Below are 23,237 nucleotides of genomic sequence, written 5' to 3' on the forward strand. Positions count from 1 at the left end.
TGGATGAGAGCAGTCCAGACCCTCCGCGAACAACGCCGCCCCGGCGTCCTGGTGACCGTGTTCTCCGTCCGCGGCCACTCCCCTCGCGATCCCGGCGCCAAGATGGTCGTCTCGGCCGAGGCTGTTTGGGCAACGGTCGGCGGCGGCAACCTCGAGATGGTCGCCATCGACCACGCCCGCGCCCTGCTGACCGCCGGCACGACCGAGCCCGAAGTACTGGAGTTCGCGCTGTCCGACAAAGCGCCGTACCAGCAAGCAGTCCAATGCTGTGGCGGCGAAGTGAAGCTCCTCCTGGAGCCACTCCCAGTCGTCCCGTCGGTCGCGATCTTCGGCCTCGGCCACGTCGGTCTGGAGCTGGCCCGCATCCTCGCCCGCCACGACATCGAGCTCCATCTGATCGACTCGCGGCCAGACCAACTCGCCCCGACCCGGCTCGCCGTCCTGGCCGACGCCGTCGCGGGAGTGCACGTCCATCACGTACCGGTACTCCCCGAACTGGTGGTCGGTGAGCTGCCCCCGGGCACCCATGCCCTGGTGATGACCCACGACCACGCGGAGGACGCCGCTCTCTGCGACGCAGCCCTGCGCAACGGCCAACTCGCCACGATCGGCCTGATCGGCTCCCGCGCGAAGTGGGCGCGGTTCCGGCACAAACTGGCCGAGGACGGCAACTCGGCCGAGGCGATCGCCACGATCACGACTCCGATCGGGCTGTCCGACCTGCCCGGCAAGGAGCCGGCCGTGATCGCGGTCAGCGTGGCCGCCTGGCTGCTCCAACTGTTCGTTGCCGAGCGCAACTCCGCGCCGGTTCACCGTGAGGCAGAAGCATGACGCTGTTCAGAGGCACGTTCCTCGATACTCCAGACAACCCGTTCACCGGTGGCGCGCTGCGGGTCGCCACCGACGCCGCCCTGCTTGTCGAGGACGGGGTGATCACGGCCCGCGGCGGCTTCTCGGAGCTGCGCAGCGCGCACCCGGCCGAGCGGGTCGTCGACCTGACCGGCGGGTTGGTCCTGCCCGGGTTCGTCGACACGCATGTGCACTTCCCGCAGATCCGCGCGGTCGGCGGGATGGGGATGCCGCTGCTGGAGTGGCTCGACCGCTACGCGCTGCCCGAGGAAGCGCGGATGGCCGACGCGGCGTACGCGTCGAGCGTTGCCGACGAGTTCGTCCGCGGACTCGCGGCAGCCGGTACGACGAGCGCCTTGGTCTTCGGCGCGCACTTCGCCGAAGCGGTGGACACGCTCTTCACCGCGGCCTCGCGGGTCGGTCTGCGGATCACCAGCGGGCTGGTGGTGAGTGACCGGATCATCCGGGCCGACCTGCTCACCACCCCGGAGCGCGCGTACACCGAGTCGCTCGCGCTGGCGTCCCGCTGGCACGGCGTCGGCCGCAACCGGTACGCCGTGACACCACGCTTCTCGCTGTCCTGCACCGACGACCTGCTCGCGACCTGCCGCACCGTGCTCGACGAGATCCCGGGAGCGCTGTTCACCTCGCACCTCAACGAGAACGAGGCGGAGATCGCGACTGTCGCCGAACTGTTCGGCGGCAGCGACTACGTCAGCACGTACGACCGGCACGGGCTGGTGGATCGCCGGAGCGTGCTCGCCCACAACGTGCACCCGACCGACGTCGAGCTGAAGCTGCTCGGCGACTCCGGCGCCACGGTCGCGCACTGCCCGACTAGCAACGCCGTGCTGGGCAGCGGGCTGTTCCCACTCGGCCGGCATCTCGATCACGGCGTCCGAGTGGCACTCGGCTCGGACGTCGGCGCCGGTACGGGCTTCTCGTTGCTGAAGGAAGGGCTGCAGGCCTACTTCTGCCAGCAGCTGATGGGCGACCACGGGCTGGCCCTGAACTCCGCGCACTTGTTGCACTTGGCAACCACAGCCGGAGCCACCGCGCTGGGTCTCGACGAGGTCGGAGACCTGAGCGTCGGCAAACGCTTCGACGCCCAGCTCCTGCGCCCGGCTGACGGTTCTCCGCTCGCGGTCGGTCTGGAGCACGCCGAGGACGCCGAGGACGCGCTGGCCAGAGTCTTCACCCTCGGCACCCCCGCTGATGTCCAAGCCGTGTGGATCGACGGCCAACTCCTGGAGGCGCGATGAATCTCGAGCACTTCAACACCGCTCCCCCCGACGAGCTACGCCCGGTACTCGCCGCTTGCTGCGACGTCCCCAGTTGGGTCGCGGCGATCCTCGCTGCCCGCCCGTACGGCGATCTCGAAACCCTCACCAAGGTCGCCGACGAAGCCGCTCGCGCCCTCACCGACGCCGAGGTCGCCCAAGCGCTCGCCGCCCACCCCCGAATCGGCGACCGCGCCGAAGGCCGAACCACCGAAGCCGCGTGGTCCCGCAAAGAGCAGTCCGGCGTAGGCGACGACCCGGCCACCCGAGCCGCGCTCACCGCCGGCAACCACGCCTACGAAGAGCGCTTCGGCCGCGTCTTCCTGATCTGCGCCACCGGCCTCACCGCCGACCAGATGCTCACCAACCTCCGCGCCCGCCTCACCAACGACCCCGCCACCGAAGCCGCCGTGGTCCACGAAGAGCTCCGCAAAATAGCCCTCCTCCGCCTCACCAAGGTCATCCCATGAGCACCCTCAGCACCCACGTCCTGGACACCGCCCTGGGCCAACCAGCCCAAGGCATCAAAGTCACTCTCAAATCAGTAGTAGATGAACTGGGAAGCGGTGTGACGGATCAGGACGGCCGCATCAAAGAACTGACCAGTGGTCGATTGGAACCAGGCAACTATCAGTTGACCTTTGACACCGCGGGATATGCGGCGGCGACCAACCAAGAGACCTTCTTCCCCGAGGTGACCATCACCTTCACCATCACCGACGAGCGGCACTACCACGTCCCCCTGCTGCTCAGCCCGTTCGCCTTTTCGACCTACAGAGGGAGCTGACCCCGCCATGGCCATTCACCTGGGTCCCAACCAGTACGGCAAGGCCGAGAGCCGCGTCGTCCGCATCTACCGCGACACCCCGCGGCACCAGATCCGCGACCTCAACGTCTCCTCCGCGCTCCGCGGCCGGTTCGAGAACGCGCACACCACCGGCGACCAGTCCGACGTCCTGCCGACCGACAGCCAGAAGAACACCGCCTTCGCGTTCGCCAAGGAGAAGGGCATCGACTCGATCGAGGAGTTCGCCCTGACCCTCGGCGACCACTTCCTGACCGCCTCGGAGGCCGCCGACGGCGCCCGGGTCGAGATCGAGGAGTACGCCTGGGAGCGGATCTCCGTCGACGGCGCCGGCCACGACCACTCCTTCGTCCGCGGCGGCAGCGGCATCCGTACGACGGTCGTCAACGTCGAGGGCCGCGGCGCCGACCGCAGAACCCACGTCGTCTCCGGCATCCGCGACCTCACCCTGCTCAAGTCGACCGGCTCCGAGTTCCACGGCTTCCGCCGGGACAAGTACACCACCCTGCCGGACACCCACGACCGTATCCTCGCGACCTCACTCGTCGCCCGCTGGCGCTACGACCACACCGACGTCGACTGGGACAAGTCGTACGACGAGATCAAGGGCCTGCTGCTCGAGCAGTTCGCCAAGATCCACAGCCTCGCTCTGCAGCAGACCCTGTACGGGATGGGCGAAGCCGTTCTCGAGCGGCACCCCGAGGTCGCCGAGATCAAGTTCTCGGCCCCCAACAAGCACCACTTCCTGGTCGACCTGAGCCCGTTCGAGGTCGAGAACCCGGGCGAGGTCTTCATCGCCGCCGACCGCCCGTACGGCCTGATCGAGGCCAGTGTGGTCCGCGACGACGCGACCGACCCGGGCTCGGCCTGGCACGCCACACCGGGGTTCTGTTGATAGTCATCGACCACGCGACGGTCGTCACCCTCGACCCCGGCCGTCGCGAACTGACCTCCGGCCACGTCGTTGTCGACGGCAACAGAATCGTTGCGGTCGGCCCCGGGCCGGCGCCGGCGTACGACGGAGCGCGGGTGATCGACGGCAGCGGCTGTCTCGTCACCCCCGGCTTCGTCAACACCCACCAGCACCTCTACCAATGGGTGACCCGCGGACTGGCCGTCGATGCGACCCTCTTCGGCTGGCTGAACACCCTCTACCCAATCTGGGCAGGCATCGACGAGGAGTCCGTCCACGTCGCCGCGCAAGGCGCCCTGGCTCAGCTCGCCCGCTCCGGCTGTACAACGGCCGCGGACCACCACTACATCTTCCCGCGCGACGGCGGCGATGTGCTGGCAGCGGAGATCACCGCCGCCTCCAAAATAGGACTGCGATTCCATCCGGCCCGTGGCTCGATGGACCTCGGCAAGAAGGACGGCGGCCTACCGCCCGACTCGGTGGTCGAGGACCGCGACGAGATCCTGACCGCCACCGAGGCCGCGATCGACCGCTGGCACGACCCCTCACCCGACTCGATGCTGCAGCTCGTCGTCGCCCCTTGCTCCCCCTTCAGCGTCACCGCCGACCTGATGCGCGAGGCAGCTGAACTCGCCCGTCGCAAGGGCGTCCGCCTGCACACCCATCTCGCCGAGACCACCGACGAGGCCGACTGGTGCGACGAGAGATTCGGCTGTACTCCGTCGGAGTACGCCGCTGACCTCGGCTGGACCGGCCAGGATGTCTGGTTCGCCCACGGCATCCACTTCGACGACGCCGAGATCAAGCGGCTCGGCGCATCAGCCACCGGCATCGCCCATTGCCCCAGCTCGAACGCCCGGTTGGGCGCAGGCATCGCCCGAGTCGCCGACCTCCGTGCCGCCGGCTGCCCGGTCGGCCTGGGCGTAGACGGTGCCGCCAGCAACGAAGCCGGCAGCCTGCTCGAGGAGCTCCGGCACGCCCTGCTCTTCGCCCGCGCACGCGGCGGCCCGCAGGCACTCGACGTTCGCTCAGCATTGGAGCTAGCGACCCTCGACGGCGCCCGCATCCTCGGTCGAGACAAGGACATCGGCTCCTTGGAGGTGGGCAAACTCGCCGACCTGGCCGTCTGGCGCCTGGACACCCTCGCCCACGCCGGCATCCCCGACCCGGTCGCCGCCCTCGTCCTCGGTTCCCCACCCCCGCTGGAACTCCTGCTGGTCAACGGCCAACCCGTGGTAGAACACGACACCGTCGTCACCATCGACGAACCCGCCCTGGCCCGCCGAGTCGCCAGCACCCAGCACAAGCTCGTCGTCGCAGCAACCTGAGAGGCGCCCCGTGGAAGACGCATTTCTTACCCAGCTCGATCAGCAACTGGCACCAGCGGACGCCGTACTGGCCTCGCTCTACCCAGGCGACCGCGGAGTCCGCCAGCCGATCCACACCGTCTATGTGCCGGGCGATCGTTTCGACGCCGACACGACCGCTGACTGGGCCGCCGAGGCGCAAGCCGCTCTCGACAAGCACGGCGAATCGGCCACTGAGCTGGCTGCGACCTTGGACCTGCCCGCCGACCACGCCGCCGAGGTGCACGACCGGGTCCGCGCCAAGCTGGAGCGCGAGCCGATCGAGGATCTGCGCATCGACTTCGAGGACGGCTACGGCACCCGACCCGACGAGCAGGAGGACGCCGACGCGCTCAACGCGGCGCGTGCGTTGGCGAAACTCGTCCACGCCCGCACGGCACCGCCGTACCACGGCCTGCGGATCAAGTCCCTCGAAGCGCCCAGCCGCCGGCGCGGGATCCGCACCCTCGACCTGTTCGTGGGCGAACTGGCCCGCGCCGAGGCGGTGACCGACGGCTTCGTGATCACCCTCGCCAAGGTCACGTCGGTCGAGCAGATCGAGGCGATGGTGGTGGTGCTCGACGCGATCGAGTGGGAGCACAAGGTCGCTCAGGGCTCCCTGAAGTTCGAGATCCAGGTGGAGACCCCGCAGGCGATCCTCGGAGCCGACGGCACCACCCCGCTGCCGAAGATGATCAGCGCCGGCGCGGGCCGCGTCACCGGACTGCACTACGGCACTTACGACTACTCGGCCTCGCTCGGCATCGCGGCGGCGTACCAGAGCATGGAGCATCCAGTCGCCGACCACGCGAAGAACGTGATGCAACTGGCCGCCGCCGGCACCGGCGTCTTCGTCTGCGACGGCTCCACCAACGTCCTCCCGATCGGCGACCAGGAGCAGGTCCACGCGGCCTGGCAACTCCACAAACGCCTCGTACTCCGCTCCCTCGTGCGTGGCATCTACCAAGGCTGGGACATGCACCCCGCGCAGCTCCCCAGCCGGTACGTCGCCACCTACCTCTTCTACCGCGAAGGCCTCGCCACCGCGGCGGCCCGCCTCCGCGCGTACGTCGAAGGCGGCGACTCCGGCTACCTGGACGAGCCTGCGACAGCAGCCGCCCTGGCCGGCTTCGTCCTCCGTGGCCTCGAGTGCGGCGCGCTCGACACCACCGAGCTCGACCAGCTCATCGGCGTCGACACCGCGGGCCTGGCGAAACTCGCCCGTCGCCCACTGCGGGCCTGAGATCCCAGGCTCTTCCGCCAGCTGACGCTAAACTTCCATCATCCGGAAACTTCAGGAGGGTGGCAGCGTCGTGACGGAAGAGCCTGGTCCCAAGAGCCGCTCCGGCAGCGTGCAGTCCATCGAGCGCGCCTTCGCGCTGCTGGAGATGATGGCCGACGCCGGCGGCATGATGGCGCTGTCCCAGCTGGCCACCGCCTCCGGACTCCCGCTGCCGACGATCCACCGGCTGGTCCGCACGTTGGTCGACCTCGGCTATGTGCGCCAGGAGCCGTCCCGCCAGTACGTGCTCGGCCCCAAGCTGATCCGCCTCGGCGAGACCTCCTCGCAGATGCTGAGCATCTGGGCCCGGCCGCACCTGGCCCGGCTGGTCGACGAGTTCGGCGAATCGGCCAACCTGGCGATGCTCGACGGCGACCAGATCGTCTACCTGGCGCAGGTCCAGTCGCGGCACTCGATGCGGATGTTCACCGAGGTCGGCCGCCGGGTCCTCCCGCACTGCACCGCCGTCGGCAAGGCGATCCTGTCCCGGCTGCCCGAGCCCGAGGTCCGCGAACTCCTCAACCGCACCGGCATGCCCAAGCACACCTCGACGACCATCACCGATCCCGACGAGTTCGCCAAGCAACTCCGGCAGGCCGAGACCAGTGGCTATGCCACCGACGAGGGCGAGCAGGAGCAGGGCGTTCGCTGTGTCGCAGTACCGGTTCCTGATGCGCCGTCCCGGTTGGCCTTGTCGATCTCAGGCCCAGCCGGCCGGATGACGGAAGAGCTTCTGCAGCAGGCGGTTCCGTTCCTCACCCAAGCGGCGAAGGCGTTCTCCGACGATCTCCAGTGAGGTCTACGGCACCCGGGTGAGCCACTCCTCGGTACCGAACTTCGTCTCGACCCGGCGCTGCGCCTCGGCCAGGGTCTCGTCATCGATGGTCGCGGCGGCCAAGCCGTAGCGGTTGGCGAACGTCCCGGCCAGCCGCTTGATCACCTCGGCGCGCTCCAGCCCGGTCTGGCTGCGCAGCGGATCGACCCGCTTGTTGGCGCTCGTGGTGCCCTTGTCGGACAGCTTCTCGCGGCCGATTCGCAGTACCTGCAGCATTTTGGTGGCATCCATGTCGTACGCCATTGTGACGTGGTGCAGCACCGCGCCACCGGCGAACCGCTTCTGCGCGGCGCCCGCGATCTTGCCCGCGGGCGAGGTGATGTCGTTGATCGGCTGGTACGTCGCGGCGATACCGAGCTCGTTCAGCGCACCGACCACCCAGTCGTCGAGGAACGCGTACGAGTCAACGAAGGACAGCCCGGAGACCAGCGACTCAGGCACGTAGAGCGAGTACGTGATGGTGTTGCCGGGCTCGACGAACATCGCCCCGCCACCACTGATCCGCCGGACCACAGTCACGTCGTGCTTGGCAGCACCGTCCCGATCGACCTCATTGGCCAGCGACTGGAAGCTCCCGATGATCACCGCGTTCGAGGCCCACTCCCAGATCCGCAGCGTCGGCGGCCGCTCCCCCGCCCCGACCTGCTCGGCGATCACCTCGTCGAGCGCCATCTGCAGAGCCGGCTCCCGCGGTACGTCGTGCACGAACTCCCAGGCGTGATCCGTCCACGCGGTCGCGCCGGTCAGCGCCCGCCGTACGGCGACCGCGACCGCCTCGGGCGAGAACCCGATCATCTCGACCCCGTCCCCCAGCACGCCCCGCACCCGAGCCGCGAGCTGCGCCACCGGCGCGTCGACGTGCACCCCGGAAAGCGCGCCGTTGATCCGGTCAAGCGCTTCATCCGGTTCGAGGAAAAAGTCGCCACTGATCTGAGCCCGTCGCACCACCTCGTCGACGACGTCGAGATCGGCTACCACCAACTTGCCACCGGGAACCTTGTATTCACCATGCACACCAGTAGCCAACCACTCGGCCCCAACAGATGTTCCGCTGGACCCTCTCAGACGAGATGATCAGCCATGGTCGATCGCTGGAGGTCATTGCCCACCCCCGTGCTCTGCCTGCTCATCTGGCTGGCAGCGACACCTCTCGCCTTCGGCGCCGGCGCGTTTGCGGGGGTCTCCTGGCTGTGGACCGCCGTTACCGCAGTGGTGTTCGGCCTCGCGGTGGCCGTCGCGCTGACCTTCGGCCTCAGGACGAGATGGCGAATCCAGGACAAGGCGCTCGGCGACGCTTCGCCGGCCCTGCGGCGACCGGCGCTCCGCGCTGCCTGGTCCGGTCCGGTCCCGGCCGACCCTGAAATCCGCTCAGCCGCTCTGCGGATCGCCGAGCACCAGCTCCGGCAGGTACGGCGTACGCGGCCCATCATGCTCATCGGTCTGGCTCTGATGCTGGTCAGCGTCGTCGGCAACGCCATCATCGACCCCTGGAAGCTGCTCTTCTCGCTCTGCTACGTCCCGTTGATCGTCGTGTTCGCGATGACGCCGGGCCGCCTCCGCCGGCGGATCGTGCTGCTGTCCGACAACGCGACGGCCGCGGAGGAATCCTCCGCGGCCGTCCCTACAGACTGACGAACTAGTTGTTGATGTCGTCGTCCTGACCATCGAGGCTGTCCAGGCCGTCCTTGGCCTTGTCCACGCCGGAGTCGATCTGGTCGCCGTACTTGCCGCCGGTCTTCTCGTCGACCAGGTCGCCGACCTTGTCGAGACCCTCGCCGATCTTGTCGCCCTGCGAGTCGACCAGGCCCTCGGCCTTGTCCTTGATGTTGTCGAACAGGTTCATTCCCGTTTCCCTTTCGGAGTCGGCCCCGGCCACTCCCTCCGCAGAGCGCCAGTCGTTGCCGATGTCATCGATGCACGTTTCCTACCGGACCACCCACCCCGGCCACAAGTCCTCGCCGCAGTGTTGGCCCAGTGTTCAGACGTGCAGGAAACCCCTCGCATTACCGGATCACCATTGCGCTGAGTGGGCAACCAACTGCACTCTGTGGAAACGCCCTGCCCCTGAGGAGACCGATGAGATTCCGCCCCCGCCCCGTCGTGCTCGCCACGCTGTCCTCGCTCGCCCTGACCGCCGCCGCCGCGAGTGGCGCCGTCGCCGGCCTGGCGCCGGACCAGCCCACCGCCGCCCCGCTCGCCGCTACCCCCGCGGCGACCGACACGGACGGTGACTCGCTGCCCGACACCTGGGAGACCAACGGGTACGACGCCAACGGCGACGGTGTCGTCGACGTCAATCTGCCCGCGATGGGCGCCTCGCCGAACAAGAAGGACCTGTTCGTCGAGATGGACTACATGAGCGGCCGGCTGGCCACCACGGCCGCCTTCGACCGGATCGTGCAGACCTTCGCCAACGCGCCGGTGAGCAACCCCGACGGCAGCACCGGGATCAGGATCCACCTCGACGGTGGCGCGGCCGCCGGCGCGGCGTACAACCTCGGCGGCGGCAACCAGGTGCCCTACGACAGCAACCTGCAGCCCGCCGAGGCGCAGACCGACGCGATCAAGAACGCCAACTTCGCGCCGGCCCGCAAGGCGGTCTTCCACTACATGCTCTGGGCCGACGACTACGACAACACCTGCAGCAGCGGGAACGCCTTCAACATCCCCAACGACACCTTCATCGTGACGATGGGCCCGAAGTGCAACTGGACGGTGACCGAGAACCGGAACGTGGGCACCTTCATCCACGAGCTCGGGCACGACCTCGGCCTGACCCACGGCGGCACCGACCACGTGAACTACAAGCCGAACTACCTCAGCGTGATGAACTACTTCTTCCAGTTCGACGGCGTCCCGCGCACCAGCGGCGCCAGCTGGTTCAGCTACTCGAACTTCGCCCCGCCCGCGCTGACCGAGACCAGCCTGCGCGAGTCGGTCGGCCTGAACTCCAGCACCGCCTCGACCTGGAAGACCAAGTGGAAGTGCCCGGACGGCACCACCCGGACCTCGGGCGCGGCCAACGCGGGCATCGACTGGAACTGTGACGGCGACACCGTCGACACCGCCTCCACCAGCATCAACGGCGACACCAGCAAGACCACCCTGTCGGCTCAGAACAACTGGGCCAACATCAAGTTCGGTGGCGGTGACGTCGGCGGCGGCAGCACCCAGTCCAAGACCCGCACGCCGGCCAGCGAGCTGAAGGAAATGACGCAGCAGGAGTACGACAGCCTCAAGACCACCACGCGCTGACCGCAGTCACCGCCAGTGCGATGACGCCGAGCAGGGCGGCGACGGTGTAGCCGTTGCCGGTAGGAACCAGTTGGCCGACCGGTGTGTGCGCAGCGAGAACGAGTCCCCCGAGGGCACTGCCCAGGGAGAACCCGACGCTGCGCACCACCTGGTTGACCGCCATCGCGCTGGAGGTCTCGTCGGCCGGTGTCACGGCCAGGATCACCGCAGGCATCGCGGCCATGAAGACGCCGACACCGAAACCGAGCAGCGCCATCGCCAGCACCACCTCAAGCAGGTGCCCGCGGGCGGTCGCGAAGAGCAGACAGGCGGCCAGCACCGCGATCGCGCCGCCGCTGAGTAACCTCCGCGCCCCGAACCGCTTGCCGAGCGGCGCGTTGAGCTTGCCCGCCACGAATCCCAGCGCCGAGAACGGCACCAGGATGAGCCCGGCCTCGAAGACCGAGAGACCGAACCCGTAGCCCGCAGTACTCGGGGTCTGCGCGTAGCGGGTGATCAGGGTCAGCAGCAGATACATGCCGATCCCACCCAGGAACATCGTCACGTTGGCTGCCGCCACGGCCCGCAACCGCAACAGCCGTAGGTCGACCAGGGGCGACGACTGCCGCCGCTCCCACGCCACCCAGCAGCCGAGCAACCCGACCGCCAGCACACCGATGCCCAAGGCAACAGCTAGGTGCTGCGTCCACAGCTTGGTCTGACTGACATCGATCAGCAGCGCCGTCACCCCGGCAGCGAGCAGCACGGCGCCCACGACATCGACCTTCGCGCGCCGCTCAGCCGGCGCCGCCGGGATGTGCCGCCACGCGGTGCCCAAAGCAACCAAACTCACCACCAACCCCAGCCCGTACGCCGTACGCAGCCCAGCCACCTGGGTCAGCAACCCGGCCAGCGGATACCCGACCCCGATCCCGATCGTGGAGGCGACCGACACCAGCGCGATCACCCTCGCCGACCGCTCCGCCGGCAGGTGATCCCGGGCAACGCCCATCATCAACGCGGTCAACCCCAGTCCAGCACCTTGCGCCGCCCGCCCGGCCAGCAGAAACGCGAACGGCAACGGCACGACCGTCAGCACACTGCCGGCCGCGACCACGCCCAGCGTCACCAGAATCGCCTCCCGCCGATGCGGACCGGCCCCCAGCCGTCCCAGCACCGGCGTGGCCACCGCACCGGCCAGCAAGGTCACGGTCAGCGTCCACTGCGCTGCCGCCAACGACACGTCCAGGTCGGTCGCCACTCTGGTGATCAGCGGCGAGCCGAGACTTCCGACGGCGGCGACCACGAGCGCGACGAAGACCAAGGCTTTCGCACTGACCATCCTCCACACTTACGCCCGCGTGTTCGCCCCAGTCATCCATTAGTGACCAGCACCTCACCCGCGCGCTGCCAAGTTCCGACAACGCGGACGCCGCGAATTGCGAATTTTGCGAAGACATGGATTCGCTGATCCGTTGTAGTTTGGAGCATGGACAAGGTGTTCGCGGGCAGCCGGCTCAAGCGGCTGCGCCAGGACCGCGCGATGAGCCAGGTCGGCCTGGCCCGGGTGCTGGCCATCTCCCCCAGCTACCTCAACCAGATCGAGCACGACACCCGGCCGCTGACCGTCCCCGTGCTGGTCCGGCTGACCGAGGTCTTCGGGATCGACCCGACGTTCTTCGCTCCCCAGGACTCCGCCCGGCAGCTGGCCGAGCTGCGCGAGGCGCTGCCCACCGGCCCGAGCGGGAACCCGGTCTCGGCCACCGATCTGCAGCAGCTGGTCAGCTCGATGCCCGAGGTCGCCGAGGCGGTGATCGGGCTGTACCGGCGGCACCGCGAGGTCAGCGAACACCTCGGCACCGTGACCGACAGCCGCACCGACTCGCCCACCACGAGCCCGCACGAACTGGTCCGCGACTTCTTCTACCGCCACCAGAACTACTTCGACTCGCTCGACCGCGCGGCCGAGGTCTCGGCGAAGGAGATCGGCACGCGGCGCGGCGAAGTACGCGGCAAGCTTCGCGACTACCTCGCCGAGACACATGACATCCGGGTCGCGATCCGCGGCCGCGGCGAGCCCGAGGCCGACGTCAGCGAACTCCACCACTACGAGCAGTCGCAACGAGCGTTGTACTTCTCGTCCCACCTGCAAGCCGGTCAGCAAGCTTTCCGAATGGCGACCCAGCTGGCCTTCCTGGAGGCGCAGCCGCTGATCGACGAGCTGCTCGACACCCAGACCTGGGAGGACGACCAGACCCGCCAGCTCGCGCGGATCGGCCTGGCCAACCATTTCGCCGGCGCGTTCATCCTCCCGTACACGCCGTTCTTCCAGGCCGCCGAACGCTTCCGGTACGACGTAGAGCTGCTGGCCGACCACTTCGGCGTCAGCTACGAGACGATCGCGCATCGGCTCAGCACGCTGCAGCGCCCCGGCCTGCGCGGCGTGCCGTTCATCTTCGTCCGGGTCGACCGGGCCGGGAACATCTCCAAACGCCAGTCCGCCACCAGTTTCCACTTCTCCCGCAGCGGCGGCACCTGCCCACTGTGGAACGTCTACGAGTCCTTCGCCGCGCCAGGCCAGGTGATCACCCAGGTCGCCGAGATGCCGGACGGTCAGCGCTATCTGTGGGTGGCCCGTTCCCTCACCCGCAGCCGCGGCGGCTACGGCCAGCCTGCGAAGACCTTCGCAATCGGCCTTGGCTGCGAGATCCGCCAGGCCGGCCGGCTGGTGTACGCCGACGGTCTCGACCTCAGCGACCGGTCCTCGGCAATGCCGATCGGCCCCGGCTGCAAGACCTGCGACCGGCCCCGCTGCCCACAGCGAGCGGCGCCACCGATCGGGCACCCGCTGAATGTCGACGCGAACCGCAGCACCTTCGTGCCGTACCCACTCGGCATCAGGCCGGTACTGCGCTGAGCCGGTTGCGAATCTTGGCTTTCAACACTTCGCACCTTGGCTCTCTTTCGCAACCCTTCGCCGGGTGACAACGTCGAAACCTCACCCCGAGGCGAAGGACTGACCCTTGATCGAGCACCCCGTTCGCGTCCACCCCAGCAGCGCCGCGCTCCCCCGGTCGGAGCAGCTCGCCTGGCGGCTCGCGGAGGTCGCGGCCGACCCGGTCGCGGTCCGCGCCGACGTGGCCGAGATGGTTGTCAACCGCATCATCGACAACGCCTCGGTGGCCGTTGCCTCGGTCAACCGCAAGCCGGTGATCGCGGCCAGAGGTCAGGCGCTGGCCCACCCCCGGTCCCGTGGCGCGGCGGTGATCGGCGCGACCTCCGACGTACGGGTCTCGCCGGAGTGGGCCGCTTATGCCAACGGGGTGGCGGTTCGTGAGCTCGACTATCACGACACCTTCCTGGCCGCCGACTACTCGCACCCCGGCGACAACATCCCGCCGCTGCTCGCGGTCGCCCAACACATTGGTGCCGATGGCAACCAGCTTCTGCGCGCGATCGCCACTGGGTACGAGGTGCAGGTCGACCTGGTGACCGGGATCTGCCTGCACGAGCACAAGATCGACCACATCGCCCATCTCGGCCCGTCGGTGGCGGCAGGTCTCGGCACGCTGCTCGATGCCCGGCCGGAGGTCATCTACCAAGCGATCGGCCAGGCCCTGCACACGACGACCACCACGAGACAGTCCCGCAAGGGCGAGATCTCCAGTTGGAAGGCGTATGCGCCCGCCTTCGCCGGCAAGGTCGCGATCGAGGCGATGGACCGCGCGCTGCGGGGCGAAGGCGCGCCGTCGCCGATCTACGAAGGTGAAGACGGCCTCATCGCCTGGCTGCTGAGCGGCCCGGACGCGGAGTACACGGTGCCGTTGCCCGCGCCAGGTGAGGCGAAGGAGGCCATTCTGCGCACGTACACCAAAGAGCATTCCGCGGAGTACCAGAGCCAGGCGCTGATCGACCTTGCTCGCCGACTGCGGACCCGGATCGCCGACCTGAGCAAGATCGATTCCGTCCTGATCCGCACCAGCCATCACACGCACTACGTGATCGGCACCGGCGCCAACGATCCGCAGAAGCTGGACCCGCGAGCCAGCCGCGAGACACTCGACCACTCGATCATGTACATCTTCGCCGTCGCGTTGCAGGACGGCAGCTGGCACCACGTCGACTCCTACGCGCCGGAGCGAGCCAATCGCCCCGACACCGTCGACCTGTGGCACCGCATCACGACTGTCGAGGATCCCGAGTGGACCCGGCGGTACCACGCCACCGAGCCCGAGTTCGGCGGTCGCGTCGAGATCACGCTGACTGACGGCACCGTGGTGGCCGACGAGCTGGGAGTCGCCGACGCACACCCGCGTGGCGCGCGACCGTTCTCTCGACCCAACTACGTCGACAAGTTCCAGACGCTTGCTTCCGGCATCGTTTCGGGGCAGGAGCAGCGACGCTTCCTCGACCTCGTCCAACGGCTGCCAGAGCTGACCGCGGCAGAGGTTCGCCAGCTGACGGTGACCGTCGACGACACCAAGCTGGCAGTGGCCCCGGAAGGTCTGTTCTGATGACGGGTACCCAAAGCCGCATCGCGCTCCGAGAAGGCCTCGCCTCAGGTCGGCTGCTGCGCTTCCCCGGAGCCTTCACGCCCATCACGGCCAAGCTCATCGAGGAGCGGGGGTTCGAGGGCGTCTACATCTCCGGCGCGGTCCTGGCCGCTGAGCGAGGTCTGCCGGACATCGGGCTGACCACTCTCACCGAGGTCTCCGAACGCGGTCGCGACATCAGCTCGGTCACCAACCTGCCGACCTTCATCGACGCAGACACCGGCTTCGGCGAGCCGATGAACGTGGCCCGCACGATCCAGTCGCTGGAGGCGGCCGGAGTCGCGGCCTGCCATCTGGAGGACCAGGTCAATCCCAAGCGCTGCGGCCATCTGGACGGCAAGTCGGTCGTCAGCACCGACGAGATGGTCCGCCGGATCCGGGCTGCCGTCGGTGCACGGACCGACCCGAACTTCGTCATCTGTGCCCGCACCGATGCCCGGGCGATCGAGGGTCTCGACGCCGCGATCGACCGGGCCAAGGCCTATGTCGAGGCCGGCGCCGATCTGGTCTTCCCTGAGGCGCTGACCGACCTGCACGAGTTCGAGACGTTCCGCAAAGCGGTCGACGTACCGATCCTCGCCAACATGACCGAGTTCGGGAAGAGCGAGCTGTTCACCACCAAGCAGCTGGCCAGTGCCGGGGTCAGCCTGGTGATCTACCCGGTCACCTTGCTGCGGATCGCGCTGGGTGCGATCGAGCGGGCGCTGGACAGCATCGCCACCGTCGGCACCCAGGCGCATCTGGTCCCGGACATGCAGACCCGCGCCCGGCTGTACGACGTACTGGGTTATGCCGAGTACAGCCGGCTGGACGAGTCCGTCTTCAACTTCACGATCCCCACTGGGCAGGAGAAGCCATGACCACGACAGCCATCTTCCGTGGACTCGCCGGCGTCGTCGTCGACACCACCAGCATCTCCATGGTCAACCAGGAGACCAACTCGCTGACCTACCGCGGCTACCCCGTGCAGGAGCTGGCCGCGTCCTGCAGCTTCGAGGAAGTCGCCTGGCTGCTGTGGCACGGCGAATTGCCGAACGTCGCTGAGCTGGCCGAATTCCGGCAGCTCGAGCGCAGCCGCCGTACGCTCGGCCGCACGGTCTCGGGTGCGCTGGCCAGGCTGCCCGAGGACTGCCACCCGATGGACGTACTGCGTACCGCGATCAGCTACCTCGGCGCGGACGACCCGACCGAGGGCCTGGACGATCGCGACCACAACCTGGTGAAGTCGATCGACATGTTCGCCAAGCTGCCGACCATCGTGGCCTACGAGCAACGGCGCCGGCGCGGACTCGACCCGATCCTGCCCGACGCCACCCTCGGGTACGCCGAGAACTTCCTGCAGATGTGCTTCGGCCAGGTCCCGTCGGCCGAGCTGGTCAGGGCCTTCGAGGTGTCGATGATCCTGTACGCCGAGCACAGCTTCAACGCCTCCACCTTCACCGCCCGCGTGGTCACCTCGACCCTGTCCGACATCTACAGCGCGGTCACCGCCGCGATCGGCGCACTCAAGGGCCCGTTGCACGGCGGCGCCAACGAAGCCGTCATGCACCTGCTGGCCGAGATCGGCGACGCGTCGAACGTCGACAGCTGGCTCGAGCGGGCCTTTGCCGACCAGCGCAAGATCATGGGCTTCGGCCACCGCGTCTACAAGAGCGGCGACTCCCGGGTGCCGACCATGACCGCCGAGCTGCGCAACCTGACCGCGCACGGCGAGGCCGACGACCTGATGGCGACGTACGACGCACTGGCCGCGGCGATGCTGGAGCAGAAGGGCATCCATCCCAATCTGGACTACCCGACCGGCCCGGTCTACCAGCTGATGGGATTCGACATCCCGATCTTCACCCCGCTGTTCGTGATGAGCCGGATCACCGGCTGGACCGCCCACGTGATGGAGCAGTTGGAGTCCAACGCGCTGATCCGCCCGTTGAGCAGCTACATCGGCCCGGAGCAGCGCAAGGTGCCCGATTGCGTAGGCTGATCCCTGCCACCAGCCCGTGAAGGAGAGCTTGCTTGAAGGTCACCACGCCCGCCCGGTCCACTGTGTACGGCTACCCGCGTCAGGGTCCGCACCGTGAGCTGAAGAAGGCGGTCGAAGGCTACTGGCAAGGCGTGGTGACCGCGCCGGAGCTGCACCGGACGGCCGCCGAGCTTCGGGCCGCCGGCTGGCAGCAACTCGTTGCCGACGGCATCGACGAGGTACCCACCGGCGACTTCTCGTACTACGACCACCTGCTCGACACCACCGTGATGGTCGGCGCCACCCCGCAGCGGTACCGCACCGACGACCCGCTCGACACGTACTTCGCGATGGCCCGCGGCACCGGCGAACTGGCGCCGCTCGAGCTGACCAAGTGGTTCGACACCAACTACCACTACCTGGTCCCCGAGCTCGGTCCGGACACCACCTTCACGGCCGACTCCAGCAAGCAGACAAGCGAACTGACGGAAGCTCTGGCCCTTGGCCTGTCGGCCCGTCCCGTGCTGATCGGCCCAATCACCTTCCTCCTGCTCGCCAAGCCCAGCCCTGAGGCGCCGTCCTCTTTCACGCCACTATCACTGCTAGACCAACTGCTACCGATCTACGCCGAGATCCTCGCCGACCTGCAGCAGGCGGGCGCCGAATGGGTCCAGCTCGACGAGCCGGCCCTGGTCCAGGACCGCACCGCCGAAGAACTCGACGCAACCCGCCGGACCTACGACTTCCTCGGCAACCTGACCACGCGCCCCAAACTCCTCATCGCCTCGTACTTCGACCAACTCGGCGAAGCACTCCCGATCCTGACCGCGGCCCCCGTCGAGGGCCTGGCCATCGACTTCACCGGCCCCGCCGCCGCCAACCTCGAAGCTCTCACCCAGCTCAACGGCAAACGCCTGGTCGCAGGCATCATCGACGGCCGCAACGTCTGGGCCGCAGACCTCGCCCAGTCGCTCAACACCCTGACCCGCTTGACCGAACTGACCGACCAGCTCGACGTCGCGGCCTCCTGCTCCCTCCAGCACGTCCCCATCGACCTCGACGCCGAGACCGACCTGGACCCCGAGGTCCGCCCCTGGCTCGCCTTCGCCCGCCAGAAGGTCCGCGAACTCTCGATCCTCAAACAAGGCCTCACCGACGGCCCCACCGCGATCGCGCCCCAACTCGAAGCCAACCACGCAGCCTTCCGAGCCCGGAACCAGTCGCCGCTGACCAACAAGGCGCACGTCAGCTCCCGCCTCGCCGCCATCCGCCCGACCGACACCCACCGCGCCACCCCGTACGCCGAACGCCGGGCCGTGCAGCAAGCCGCGCTCGACCTGCCCCTCCTGCCGACCACCACCATCGGCTCGTTCCCTCAAACCGACGAGCTCCGCGCAGCCCGCGCCGACCTGCTGCACGACCGGATCGACCAGGCGCGGTACGACGAACGCATCGAAGCCGAGATCCGCACTGTGCTGGCGTTCCAGGAGGAAGCCGGTCTGGACGTCGCCGTGCACGGCGAACCGGAGCGAGACGACCTGGTCCAGCATCTCGCCGAGCAACTGGCAGGCTTCGTGTCCACCCGGCAGGGCTGGGTCCAGTCCTACGGCACCCGCTATGTCAGGCCGCCGATCCTGGCCGGCGATGTCTACCGTTCCGTCCAGCTGACATCCCGCTGGACGAAGTACGCGCAGAGTCAGACCAGTCGGCCGGTGAAGGGCCTGCTCACCGGCCCGGTCACCATGCTGGCCCGGTCGTTCGTCCGCGACGACCAGCCCATCACCGCCACCGCTCGCCAGGTCGCACTCGCCCTCCGGGACGAGGTGGTGGACCTCGAGATCGCCGGCATCGCGATCATCCAGGTCGACGAACCTGCCCTACGCGAAGCCCTCCCGCTCCGGCAGGCAGACCGCGCCGCCTACCTCGCCTGGGCCACCGAAGCCTTCCGGCTCACCACCAACCGGGTCCGGCCGACCACGCAGATCCACACCCACATGTGTTACGCCGAATTCAGCGACATCCTCGCCGCGATCGCCGAGATGGACGCCGACGTGGTCAGCCTCGAAGCCGCCCGCTCCCACCTGGCGATCGCCCACAAACTGGGCACCCCCGACTTCCCGCGCGCCGTCGGGCTCGGCGTGTACGACGTACATTCACCACGCGTCCCGAGCGCCGAGGAGATCGCCTCCCTGCTTCGGGAGGCGCTCACCCTCATCCCAGCCGAACGCCTCTGGGTCACCCCGGACTGCGGCCTGAAGACTCGCGCCTGGCCCGAGGTCAGAGAGGCACTCACCAACCTGGTGACGGCCACTCACCAGGTGCGCAACGAACTCAGCGGTGGGTGAACTTCGGCTTGCGCTTCTCGACGAAGGCGGTCATGCCCTCGGTCCGGTCGTCCAGCGCGAACGTCGCATGGAAGGTGCGCCGTTCGAACAAGATGCCTTCGGCAAGCGATGACTCGAAGGCCCGATTGACGGCCTCCTTCGCCACATAGACGGCCGGCAACGACATCTCGGCGATCTTGTGGGCCACCTCGGCCGCTTCAGCCAGCAGCGTGTCGGCCGGTACGACGCGGGACACCAGCCCGGCGCGTTCGGCCTCGTCCGCGCCGATCGTGCGACCGGTGAGGATCAGGTCCATCGCCTTGGCCTTGCCGATCGCCCGGGTCAACCGCTGCGAGCCGCCGATGCCCGGGATGACGCCGAGGGTGATCTCGGGCTGGCCGAACTTGGCCGAGTCGGCAGCGATCAGGATGTCGCAGATCATCGCCAGCTCACAGCCACCACCGAGCGCGTACCCGCTGACGGCCGCGATCAGCGGCGTCCGGACGGCGGCGAGCCGGTCCCAGGCGGTGAACCAGTCCGACAGGTACATGTCCTGGTAGGACTGCGCCTGCATCTCCTTGATGTCGGCGCCCGCGGCGAACGCGCGCTCCGACCCGGTGATGACGATCGCGCCGACCCCGCGGTCACTGTCCAGTTCTGTGGCCGCGGCAACGACCTCGTGCATCAGCGCCTCGTTCAGCGCGTTCAGCGCCTTCGGGCGGTTCAGCGTGATCGTCGCGGTCCGCCCGTCGCGGGTGACGATGATGTTCTCGTAGTCGCTCATGCGGCGCTCCCGTCGCGGATCTCGTTCACGATCGCCGAGAAGTCCAGCCGAGCACCGTTGCCGTCGGCAAACTCCCGGTAGAGGGCAGCGGCCAGCGCGCCGAGGTTGGACGTCGTACCGGTGCTCTCGGCGGCCTGGATGGCAAGACCGAGGTCCTTCGCCATCAGCGGCGCAGCGAAGCCCGGCTGGTAGTCGCGGTTGGCCGGGCTGGCCGGCACCGGGCCGGGTACCGGGCAGTTGGTGGTCAACGCCCAGCACTGGCCGGACGCGGTGGAGGTCACGTCGTACAGGGCCTGGTGGGTCAGGCCGAGCTTCTCGCCCAGTACGAAGGCCTCGCTGACGCCGATCATCGAGATGCCGAGGATCAGGTTGTTGCAGATCTTCGCCGCCTGCCCGGCGCCCGGCTCACCGCAGTGCACGATGCGGCCGGCCATCGGCTCAAGGATCCGGCGTACTGCGGCCAGGTCGTCGGGCAGCGCGCCGACCATCAGCGTCAGCGTGCCGGCCGCGGCACCCACGACTCCACCGGACACAGGTGCGTCCAGTGCGCGATGCCCGGCCTTCACCACCAGAGCGGCAGCCTCGCGGGCATCCGACACAGCGATCGTCGAGCAGTCGACGAAGAACGCACCGGCCGGCGCCGCCGCCAGCAGACCATCGTCACCCTGGTAGACGTCGAGCACGTGCTTCCCACTCGGCAGCATCGTGATCACCACGTCTGCTGCGACCACTGCCTCGGCCGGAGAAGCAGCCAGTACTACGTCCGCCGCCTCCGCCGCGGCCCGCGCTGCGTCGACCGGGTCGAAGCCCGTGACGGTGAAGCCCGCCTTGACCAGGTTCGCGGCCATCGGGCCGCCCATGTTGCCGAGTCCGATAAAGCCGATCGCCGTCACAGTGCACTCCCCAGCTCATCGTTGCCAAGTGAAACGAAATAGGCGGCCACGGTCTCCTCCGAGACCTCGTCGATGGACGACGGCACCCAGTGCGGATTGCGGTCTTTGTCGATCACCTGAGCCCGGACGCCTTCAAGGAAGTCGTGCGAGCCGTGGAAGCGCGCCGACAACCGGTACTCCTGATCCAGCGCCTCCCGCAGCGTCGGCAGGTCAGCCGCGCTCCGCAACGCCCGCAGCGTCACCTTGACCGAGGTCGGCGACTTCGCGACCAGTACTCCGGCCGCCTGCCGTGCCGCCTCCAGGTCCGAGGACTCCAGCCGGGCAAGGATCTTCGACGCGTCATCGCCTTCGTACGCCGCGTCGATCCACTCACGCTCGGCCAGTAGCGCGGACTCCGGCGCCGTCTCGGCCACCGCGGCAAGTGCCTCCGCCGGCGCCTTTGTCGCAAGGTCGGCGATCAAGGCCGGCAGCCGATCGCTCGGCACGTACCAATCCGCCAACCCCACCGCGATCGCGTCACCCGCGCGGACCGAACCGGCCGTCAGCGCGAGGTGCGTACCGAGCTCCCCGGGCGCGCGTGACAACAAATAGGTGCCGCCGACATCGGGAAAGAAGCCGATCCCGGTCTCGGGCATCCCGATCTTCGACCGCTCGGTCACCACCCGGACATCGGCGTGCGCCGACAGCCCGATCCCGCCACCGAGCACGATGCCGTCCATGATCGCCACGAAGGGCTTCGGGTAGTCGGCGATCGTCGCATCGAGCCGGTACTCCTCGGCCCAGAAGTCGAGTGACTCGGTGCCACCGGCGCGCCCGTCCTCGTACAGGGAGACGATGTCGCCTCCCGCGCACAGACCGCGCTCACCACTGCCGGTCAGTACGACGGTCTGCACCTCGGCGTCCTCGGCCCACCGGTCCAGCGTCGTCTGGATCAGCCTGACCATCTCGAGCGTCAGCGCGTTGATCGCCTTCGGCCGGTTGAGGACGATGTGTCCCACCCGGCCGGTACGGCTGAACAGAACCGGAGCTTCGTCGTTCATGCTGCCTCCTCCACCAGGGCGCGTCCGACGATCATTCGCATGATCTCGTTGGTGCCTTCGAGAATCTGGTGCACCCGCAGGTCGCGAACGACCTTCTCGATGCCGTACTCACTGAGGTAGCCGTAGCCGCCGTGCAGCTGCAGCGCCGTGTTGGCGACCGTGAACGCCGCGTCGGTGACGAACTGCTTGGCCATCGCGCACAGCTTCACCGCGTCGGTCGCGTCGTCGTCCAGCGCCTTGGCCGCGTGGTGCAGCAGACACCTCGACGCCTGCAACTCGGTCTCCATGTCGGCGAGCCGGAACACCAACGCCTGTTGGGTGATCAGCGGCGCGCCGAACGCCGTACGGGTCTGCAGGTGCCGGACGGCCTGTTCGAGCGCCCATTGCGCGCCGCCCAGCGAGCAGGCGGCGATGTTGAGCCGGCCGCCGTTGAGACCGCGCATCGCGATCCCGAAGCCCTCGCCCTCGGCGCCGAGCCGCTGCTCCGCAGGCACCCGTACTCCGTCGAGGACGACCTGCCGGGTGGGCTGCGCATGCCAGCCCATCTTGCGTTCGTTGACGCCGAACGACAGGCCGACGGCGTCGCCGGGCACGATGAAGGCGGTGATGCCGCGCGGCCCGGCCTCGCCGGTGCGTGCCATCACGACGTACACGCTGGAGGTGCCGGCGCCGGAGATGAACTGCTTCACCCCGTCGAGCACGTACCCGTCGCCGTCGCGGCGCGCGGTGGTGCGCAGCGCCCCGGCGTCCGACCCAGCGTCGGGCTCGGTCAGGCAGTAGCTACCCAGGCCCTCCATGCTGGCCAGTCTCGGCACCCAGCGTTGCCGCTGCTCGTCCGTCCCGGCCTTGTCGATCATCGCCGTCACCATGTTGTGGATCGAGACGTACGCCGCGATCGTGGTGTCGCCGCGAGCCAGCTCCTCGAAGATGGTGACCGCGTCGAGCCGGCCCAGACCGGAGCCACCGACGTCCTCGCCGACGCAGATGCCACCCAGCCCGAGGTCACCGGCGCGACGCAGTACGTCGACCGGGAAGTGCTTGGTCTGGTCCCACTCGACCGCGTTCGGCGCCAGCTCGCTCTCGGCGAACTTGCGGACCTCCCGGGCGATCGCCTGCAGTTCTTCGTTCTCCGCGGCCAT

At 68.5% G+C, this 23,237-nt stretch carries 22 protein-coding genes; 15 read left to right on the forward strand and 7 right to left on the reverse strand.

Translation table 11 applies throughout. The annotated features are described in order from the left end of the window. Window positions 1-3 precede the first annotated feature (3 nt). From xdhC to AB0P21_RS27155, 8 genes are all read left to right on the forward strand, one after another. Window positions 4-831, forward strand: coding sequence for a xanthine dehydrogenase accessory protein XdhC (gene xdhC, locus AB0P21_RS27120; protein WP_363700020.1), 828 nt, complete (start codon window positions 4-6; stop codon window positions 829-831). Beyond that, the gene (guaD, locus tag AB0P21_RS27125; protein WP_363700021.1) at window positions 828-2,111 is read left to right on the forward strand and encodes a guanine deaminase; all 1,284 of its coding nucleotides are present in this window, start codon (window positions 828-830) and stop codon (window positions 2,109-2,111) included. Before xdhC ends, guaD begins: the two co-directional genes overlap by 4 nt. Then, window positions 2,108-2,599: a 2-oxo-4-hydroxy-4-carboxy-5-ureidoimidazoline decarboxylase gene (uraD, locus tag AB0P21_RS27130; RefSeq protein ID WP_363700022.1), complete on the forward strand. Its 492-nt coding sequence runs from the start codon at window positions 2,108-2,110 to the stop codon at window positions 2,597-2,599. The genes guaD and uraD overlap by 4 nt, the downstream gene beginning before the upstream one ends. Further along, window positions 2,596-2,916, forward strand: a complete 321-nt coding sequence (gene uraH, locus AB0P21_RS27135) for a hydroxyisourate hydrolase (protein ID WP_363700023.1) — start codon at window positions 2,596-2,598, stop codon at window positions 2,914-2,916. Before uraD ends, uraH begins: the two co-directional genes overlap by 4 nt. Window positions 2,917-2,923: 7 nt before the next feature. Continuing rightward, window positions 2,924-3,829: a factor-independent urate hydroxylase gene (pucL, locus tag AB0P21_RS27140; protein WP_363700024.1), complete on the forward strand. Its 906-nt coding sequence runs from the start codon at window positions 2,924-2,926 to the stop codon at window positions 3,827-3,829. Further along, a complete protein-coding gene (locus AB0P21_RS27145) occupies window positions 3,826-5,175 on the forward strand; it encodes an 8-oxoguanine deaminase (RefSeq protein ID WP_363700025.1) in 1,350 nt (449 codons plus the stop codon). The genes pucL and AB0P21_RS27145 overlap by 4 nt, the downstream gene beginning before the upstream one ends. A 10-nt stretch (window positions 5,176-5,185) precedes the next feature. Further along, entirely contained in the window at window positions 5,186-6,436 is a 1,251-nt protein-coding gene (locus AB0P21_RS27150; protein WP_363700026.1) for an aldolase, read from the forward strand. A 70-nt stretch (window positions 6,437-6,506) separates the two neighbouring features. Further along, complete coding sequence (locus tag AB0P21_RS27155; protein WP_363700027.1) at window positions 6,507-7,271, forward strand: IclR family transcriptional regulator; 765 nt, start codon at window positions 6,507-6,509, stop codon at window positions 7,269-7,271. Window positions 7,272-7,274: 3 nt separating this feature from the next. On the opposite strand, the gene AB0P21_RS27160 is transcribed toward AB0P21_RS27155, so the two are convergent. After that, window positions 7,275-8,324: a biotin/lipoate A/B protein ligase family protein gene (locus tag AB0P21_RS27160; protein ID WP_363700028.1), complete on the reverse strand. Its 1,050-nt coding sequence runs from the start codon at window positions 8,322-8,324 to the stop codon at window positions 7,275-7,277. Window positions 8,325-8,390: 66 nt separating this feature from the next. Here AB0P21_RS27160 and AB0P21_RS27165 point away from each other — a divergent pair, with 66 nt between their 5' ends. Further along, a complete protein-coding gene (locus AB0P21_RS27165) occupies window positions 8,391-8,942 on the forward strand; it encodes a hypothetical protein (RefSeq protein WP_363700029.1) in 552 nt (183 codons plus the stop codon). 4 nt (window positions 8,943-8,946) lie between these two features. Here the strand turns inward: AB0P21_RS27165 and AB0P21_RS27170 are convergent, their stop codons facing one another. Beyond that, window positions 8,947-9,153 (reverse strand): antitoxin, encoded by a 207-nt coding sequence (locus AB0P21_RS27170; protein ID WP_363700030.1) that lies wholly within the window; start codon window positions 9,151-9,153, stop codon window positions 8,947-8,949. Window positions 9,154-9,386: 233 nt separating this feature from the next. Between AB0P21_RS27170 and AB0P21_RS27175 the strand changes: the two genes are divergently transcribed. Next, window positions 9,387-10,565, forward strand: a complete 1,179-nt coding sequence (locus AB0P21_RS27175; RefSeq protein WP_363700031.1) for a hypothetical protein — start codon at window positions 9,387-9,389, stop codon at window positions 10,563-10,565. Here the strand turns inward: AB0P21_RS27175 and AB0P21_RS27180 are convergent. Next, window positions 10,546-11,886 carry an MFS transporter gene (locus AB0P21_RS27180; protein WP_363700032.1) on the reverse strand — a complete coding sequence of 447 codons (1,341 nt, stop codon included), beginning with the start codon at window positions 11,884-11,886 and terminating at the stop codon, window positions 10,546-10,548. The genes AB0P21_RS27175 and AB0P21_RS27180 overlap by 20 nt on opposite strands. Before the next feature lie 147 nt (window positions 11,887-12,033). On the opposite strand from AB0P21_RS27180, the gene AB0P21_RS27185 reads away from it, so the two are divergent. From AB0P21_RS27185 to metE, 5 genes are all read left to right on the forward strand, one after another. Continuing rightward, the gene (locus AB0P21_RS27185; RefSeq protein ID WP_363700033.1) at window positions 12,034-13,461 is read left to right on the forward strand and encodes a short-chain fatty acyl-CoA regulator family protein; all 1,428 of its coding nucleotides are present in this window, start codon (window positions 12,034-12,036) and stop codon (window positions 13,459-13,461) included. Window positions 13,462-13,567: 106 nt separating this feature from the next. Next, entirely contained in the window at window positions 13,568-15,058 is a 1,491-nt protein-coding gene (locus AB0P21_RS27190; protein WP_363700034.1) for an MmgE/PrpD family protein, read from the forward strand. Further along, window positions 15,058-15,957 carry a methylisocitrate lyase gene (prpB, locus tag AB0P21_RS27195; RefSeq protein ID WP_363700035.1) on the forward strand — a complete coding sequence of 300 codons (900 nt, stop codon included), beginning with the start codon at window positions 15,058-15,060 and terminating at the stop codon, window positions 15,955-15,957. The genes AB0P21_RS27190 and prpB overlap by 1 nt, the downstream gene beginning before the upstream one ends. After that, entirely contained in the window at window positions 15,954-17,078 is a 1,125-nt protein-coding gene (locus tag AB0P21_RS27200; RefSeq protein ID WP_363700036.1) for a bifunctional 2-methylcitrate synthase/citrate synthase, read from the forward strand. The genes prpB and AB0P21_RS27200 overlap by 4 nt, the downstream gene beginning before the upstream one ends. Before the next feature lie 32 nt (window positions 17,079-17,110). Further along, window positions 17,111-19,402: a 5-methyltetrahydropteroyltriglutamate--homocysteine S-methyltransferase gene (gene metE / locus AB0P21_RS27205; RefSeq protein ID WP_363700037.1), complete on the forward strand. Its 2,292-nt coding sequence runs from the start codon at window positions 17,111-17,113 to the stop codon at window positions 19,400-19,402. On the opposite strand, the gene AB0P21_RS27210 is transcribed toward metE, so the two are convergent. The 4 genes from AB0P21_RS27210 to AB0P21_RS27225 are packed head-to-tail and all read right to left on the reverse strand — an operon-like array spanning window position 19,389 to window position 23,237. Continuing rightward, a complete protein-coding gene (locus AB0P21_RS27210; protein ID WP_363700038.1) occupies window positions 19,389-20,165 on the reverse strand; it encodes an enoyl-CoA hydratase in 777 nt (258 codons plus the stop codon). The genes metE and AB0P21_RS27210 overlap by 14 nt on opposite strands. Next, the gene (gene mmsB / locus AB0P21_RS27215; protein ID WP_363700039.1) at window positions 20,162-21,058 is read right to left on the reverse strand and encodes a 3-hydroxyisobutyrate dehydrogenase; all 897 of its coding nucleotides are present in this window, start codon (window positions 21,056-21,058) and stop codon (window positions 20,162-20,164) included. The genes AB0P21_RS27210 and mmsB overlap by 4 nt, the downstream gene beginning before the upstream one ends. Then, window positions 21,055-22,098 (reverse strand): enoyl-CoA hydratase/isomerase family protein, encoded by a 1,044-nt coding sequence (locus tag AB0P21_RS27220; protein ID WP_363700040.1) that lies wholly within the window; start codon window positions 22,096-22,098, stop codon window positions 21,055-21,057. Before AB0P21_RS27220 ends, mmsB begins: the two co-directional genes overlap by 4 nt. After that, complete coding sequence (locus AB0P21_RS27225; RefSeq protein WP_363700041.1) at window positions 22,095-23,237, reverse strand: acyl-CoA dehydrogenase family protein; 1,143 nt, start codon at window positions 23,235-23,237, stop codon at window positions 22,095-22,097. The genes AB0P21_RS27220 and AB0P21_RS27225 overlap by 4 nt, the downstream gene beginning before the upstream one ends.

Origin of the sequence: Kribbella sp. NPDC056861 (assembly GCF_040687575.1) — a bacterium.
Lineage (GTDB): Bacteria > Actinomycetota > Actinomycetes > Propionibacteriales > Kribbellaceae > Kribbella.

What these genes read in the sequence shown, in the direction of transcription:
- xdhC (WP_363700020.1), top strand. Translation starts at nt 4, where the DNA reads ATGAGAGCAGTCCAGACCCTCCGCGAACAACGCCGCCCCGGCGTCCTG.
- guaD (WP_363700021.1), top strand. Translation starts at nt 828, where the DNA reads ATGACGCTGTTCAGAGGCACGTTCCTCGATACTCCAGACAACCCGTTC.
- uraD (WP_363700022.1), top strand. Translation starts at nt 2,108, where the DNA reads ATGAATCTCGAGCACTTCAACACCGCTCCCCCCGACGAGCTACGCCCG.
- uraH (WP_363700023.1), top strand. Translation starts at nt 2,596, where the DNA reads ATGAGCACCCTCAGCACCCACGTCCTGGACACCGCCCTGGGCCAACCA.
- pucL (WP_363700024.1), top strand. Translation starts at nt 2,924, where the DNA reads ATGGCCATTCACCTGGGTCCCAACCAGTACGGCAAGGCCGAGAGCCGC.
- AB0P21_RS27165 (WP_363700029.1), top strand. Translation starts at nt 8,391, where the DNA reads ATGGTCGATCGCTGGAGGTCATTGCCCACCCCCGTGCTCTGCCTGCTC.
- AB0P21_RS27170 (WP_363700030.1), bottom strand. Translation starts at nt 9,153, where the DNA reads ATGAACCTGTTCGACAACATCAAGGACAAGGCCGAGGGCCTGGTCGAC.
- AB0P21_RS27175 (WP_363700031.1), top strand. Translation starts at nt 9,387, where the DNA reads ATGAGATTCCGCCCCCGCCCCGTCGTGCTCGCCACGCTGTCCTCGCTC.
- AB0P21_RS27180 (WP_363700032.1), bottom strand. Translation starts at nt 11,886, where the DNA reads ATGGTCAGTGCGAAAGCCTTGGTCTTCGTCGCGCTCGTGGTCGCCGCC.
- AB0P21_RS27185 (WP_363700033.1), top strand. Translation starts at nt 12,034, where the DNA reads ATGGACAAGGTGTTCGCGGGCAGCCGGCTCAAGCGGCTGCGCCAGGAC.
- prpB (WP_363700035.1), top strand. Translation starts at nt 15,058, where the DNA reads ATGACGGGTACCCAAAGCCGCATCGCGCTCCGAGAAGGCCTCGCCTCA.
- AB0P21_RS27200 (WP_363700036.1), top strand. Translation starts at nt 15,954, where the DNA reads ATGACCACGACAGCCATCTTCCGTGGACTCGCCGGCGTCGTCGTCGAC.
- AB0P21_RS27210 (WP_363700038.1), bottom strand. Translation starts at nt 20,165, where the DNA reads ATGAGCGACTACGAGAACATCATCGTCACCCGCGACGGGCGGACCGCG.
- AB0P21_RS27220 (WP_363700040.1), bottom strand. Translation starts at nt 22,098, where the DNA reads ATGAACGACGAAGCTCCGGTTCTGTTCAGCCGTACCGGCCGGGTGGGA.
- AB0P21_RS27225 (WP_363700041.1), bottom strand. Translation starts at nt 23,237, where the DNA reads ATGGCCGCGGAGAACGAAGAACTGCAGGCGATCGCCCGGGAGGTCCGC.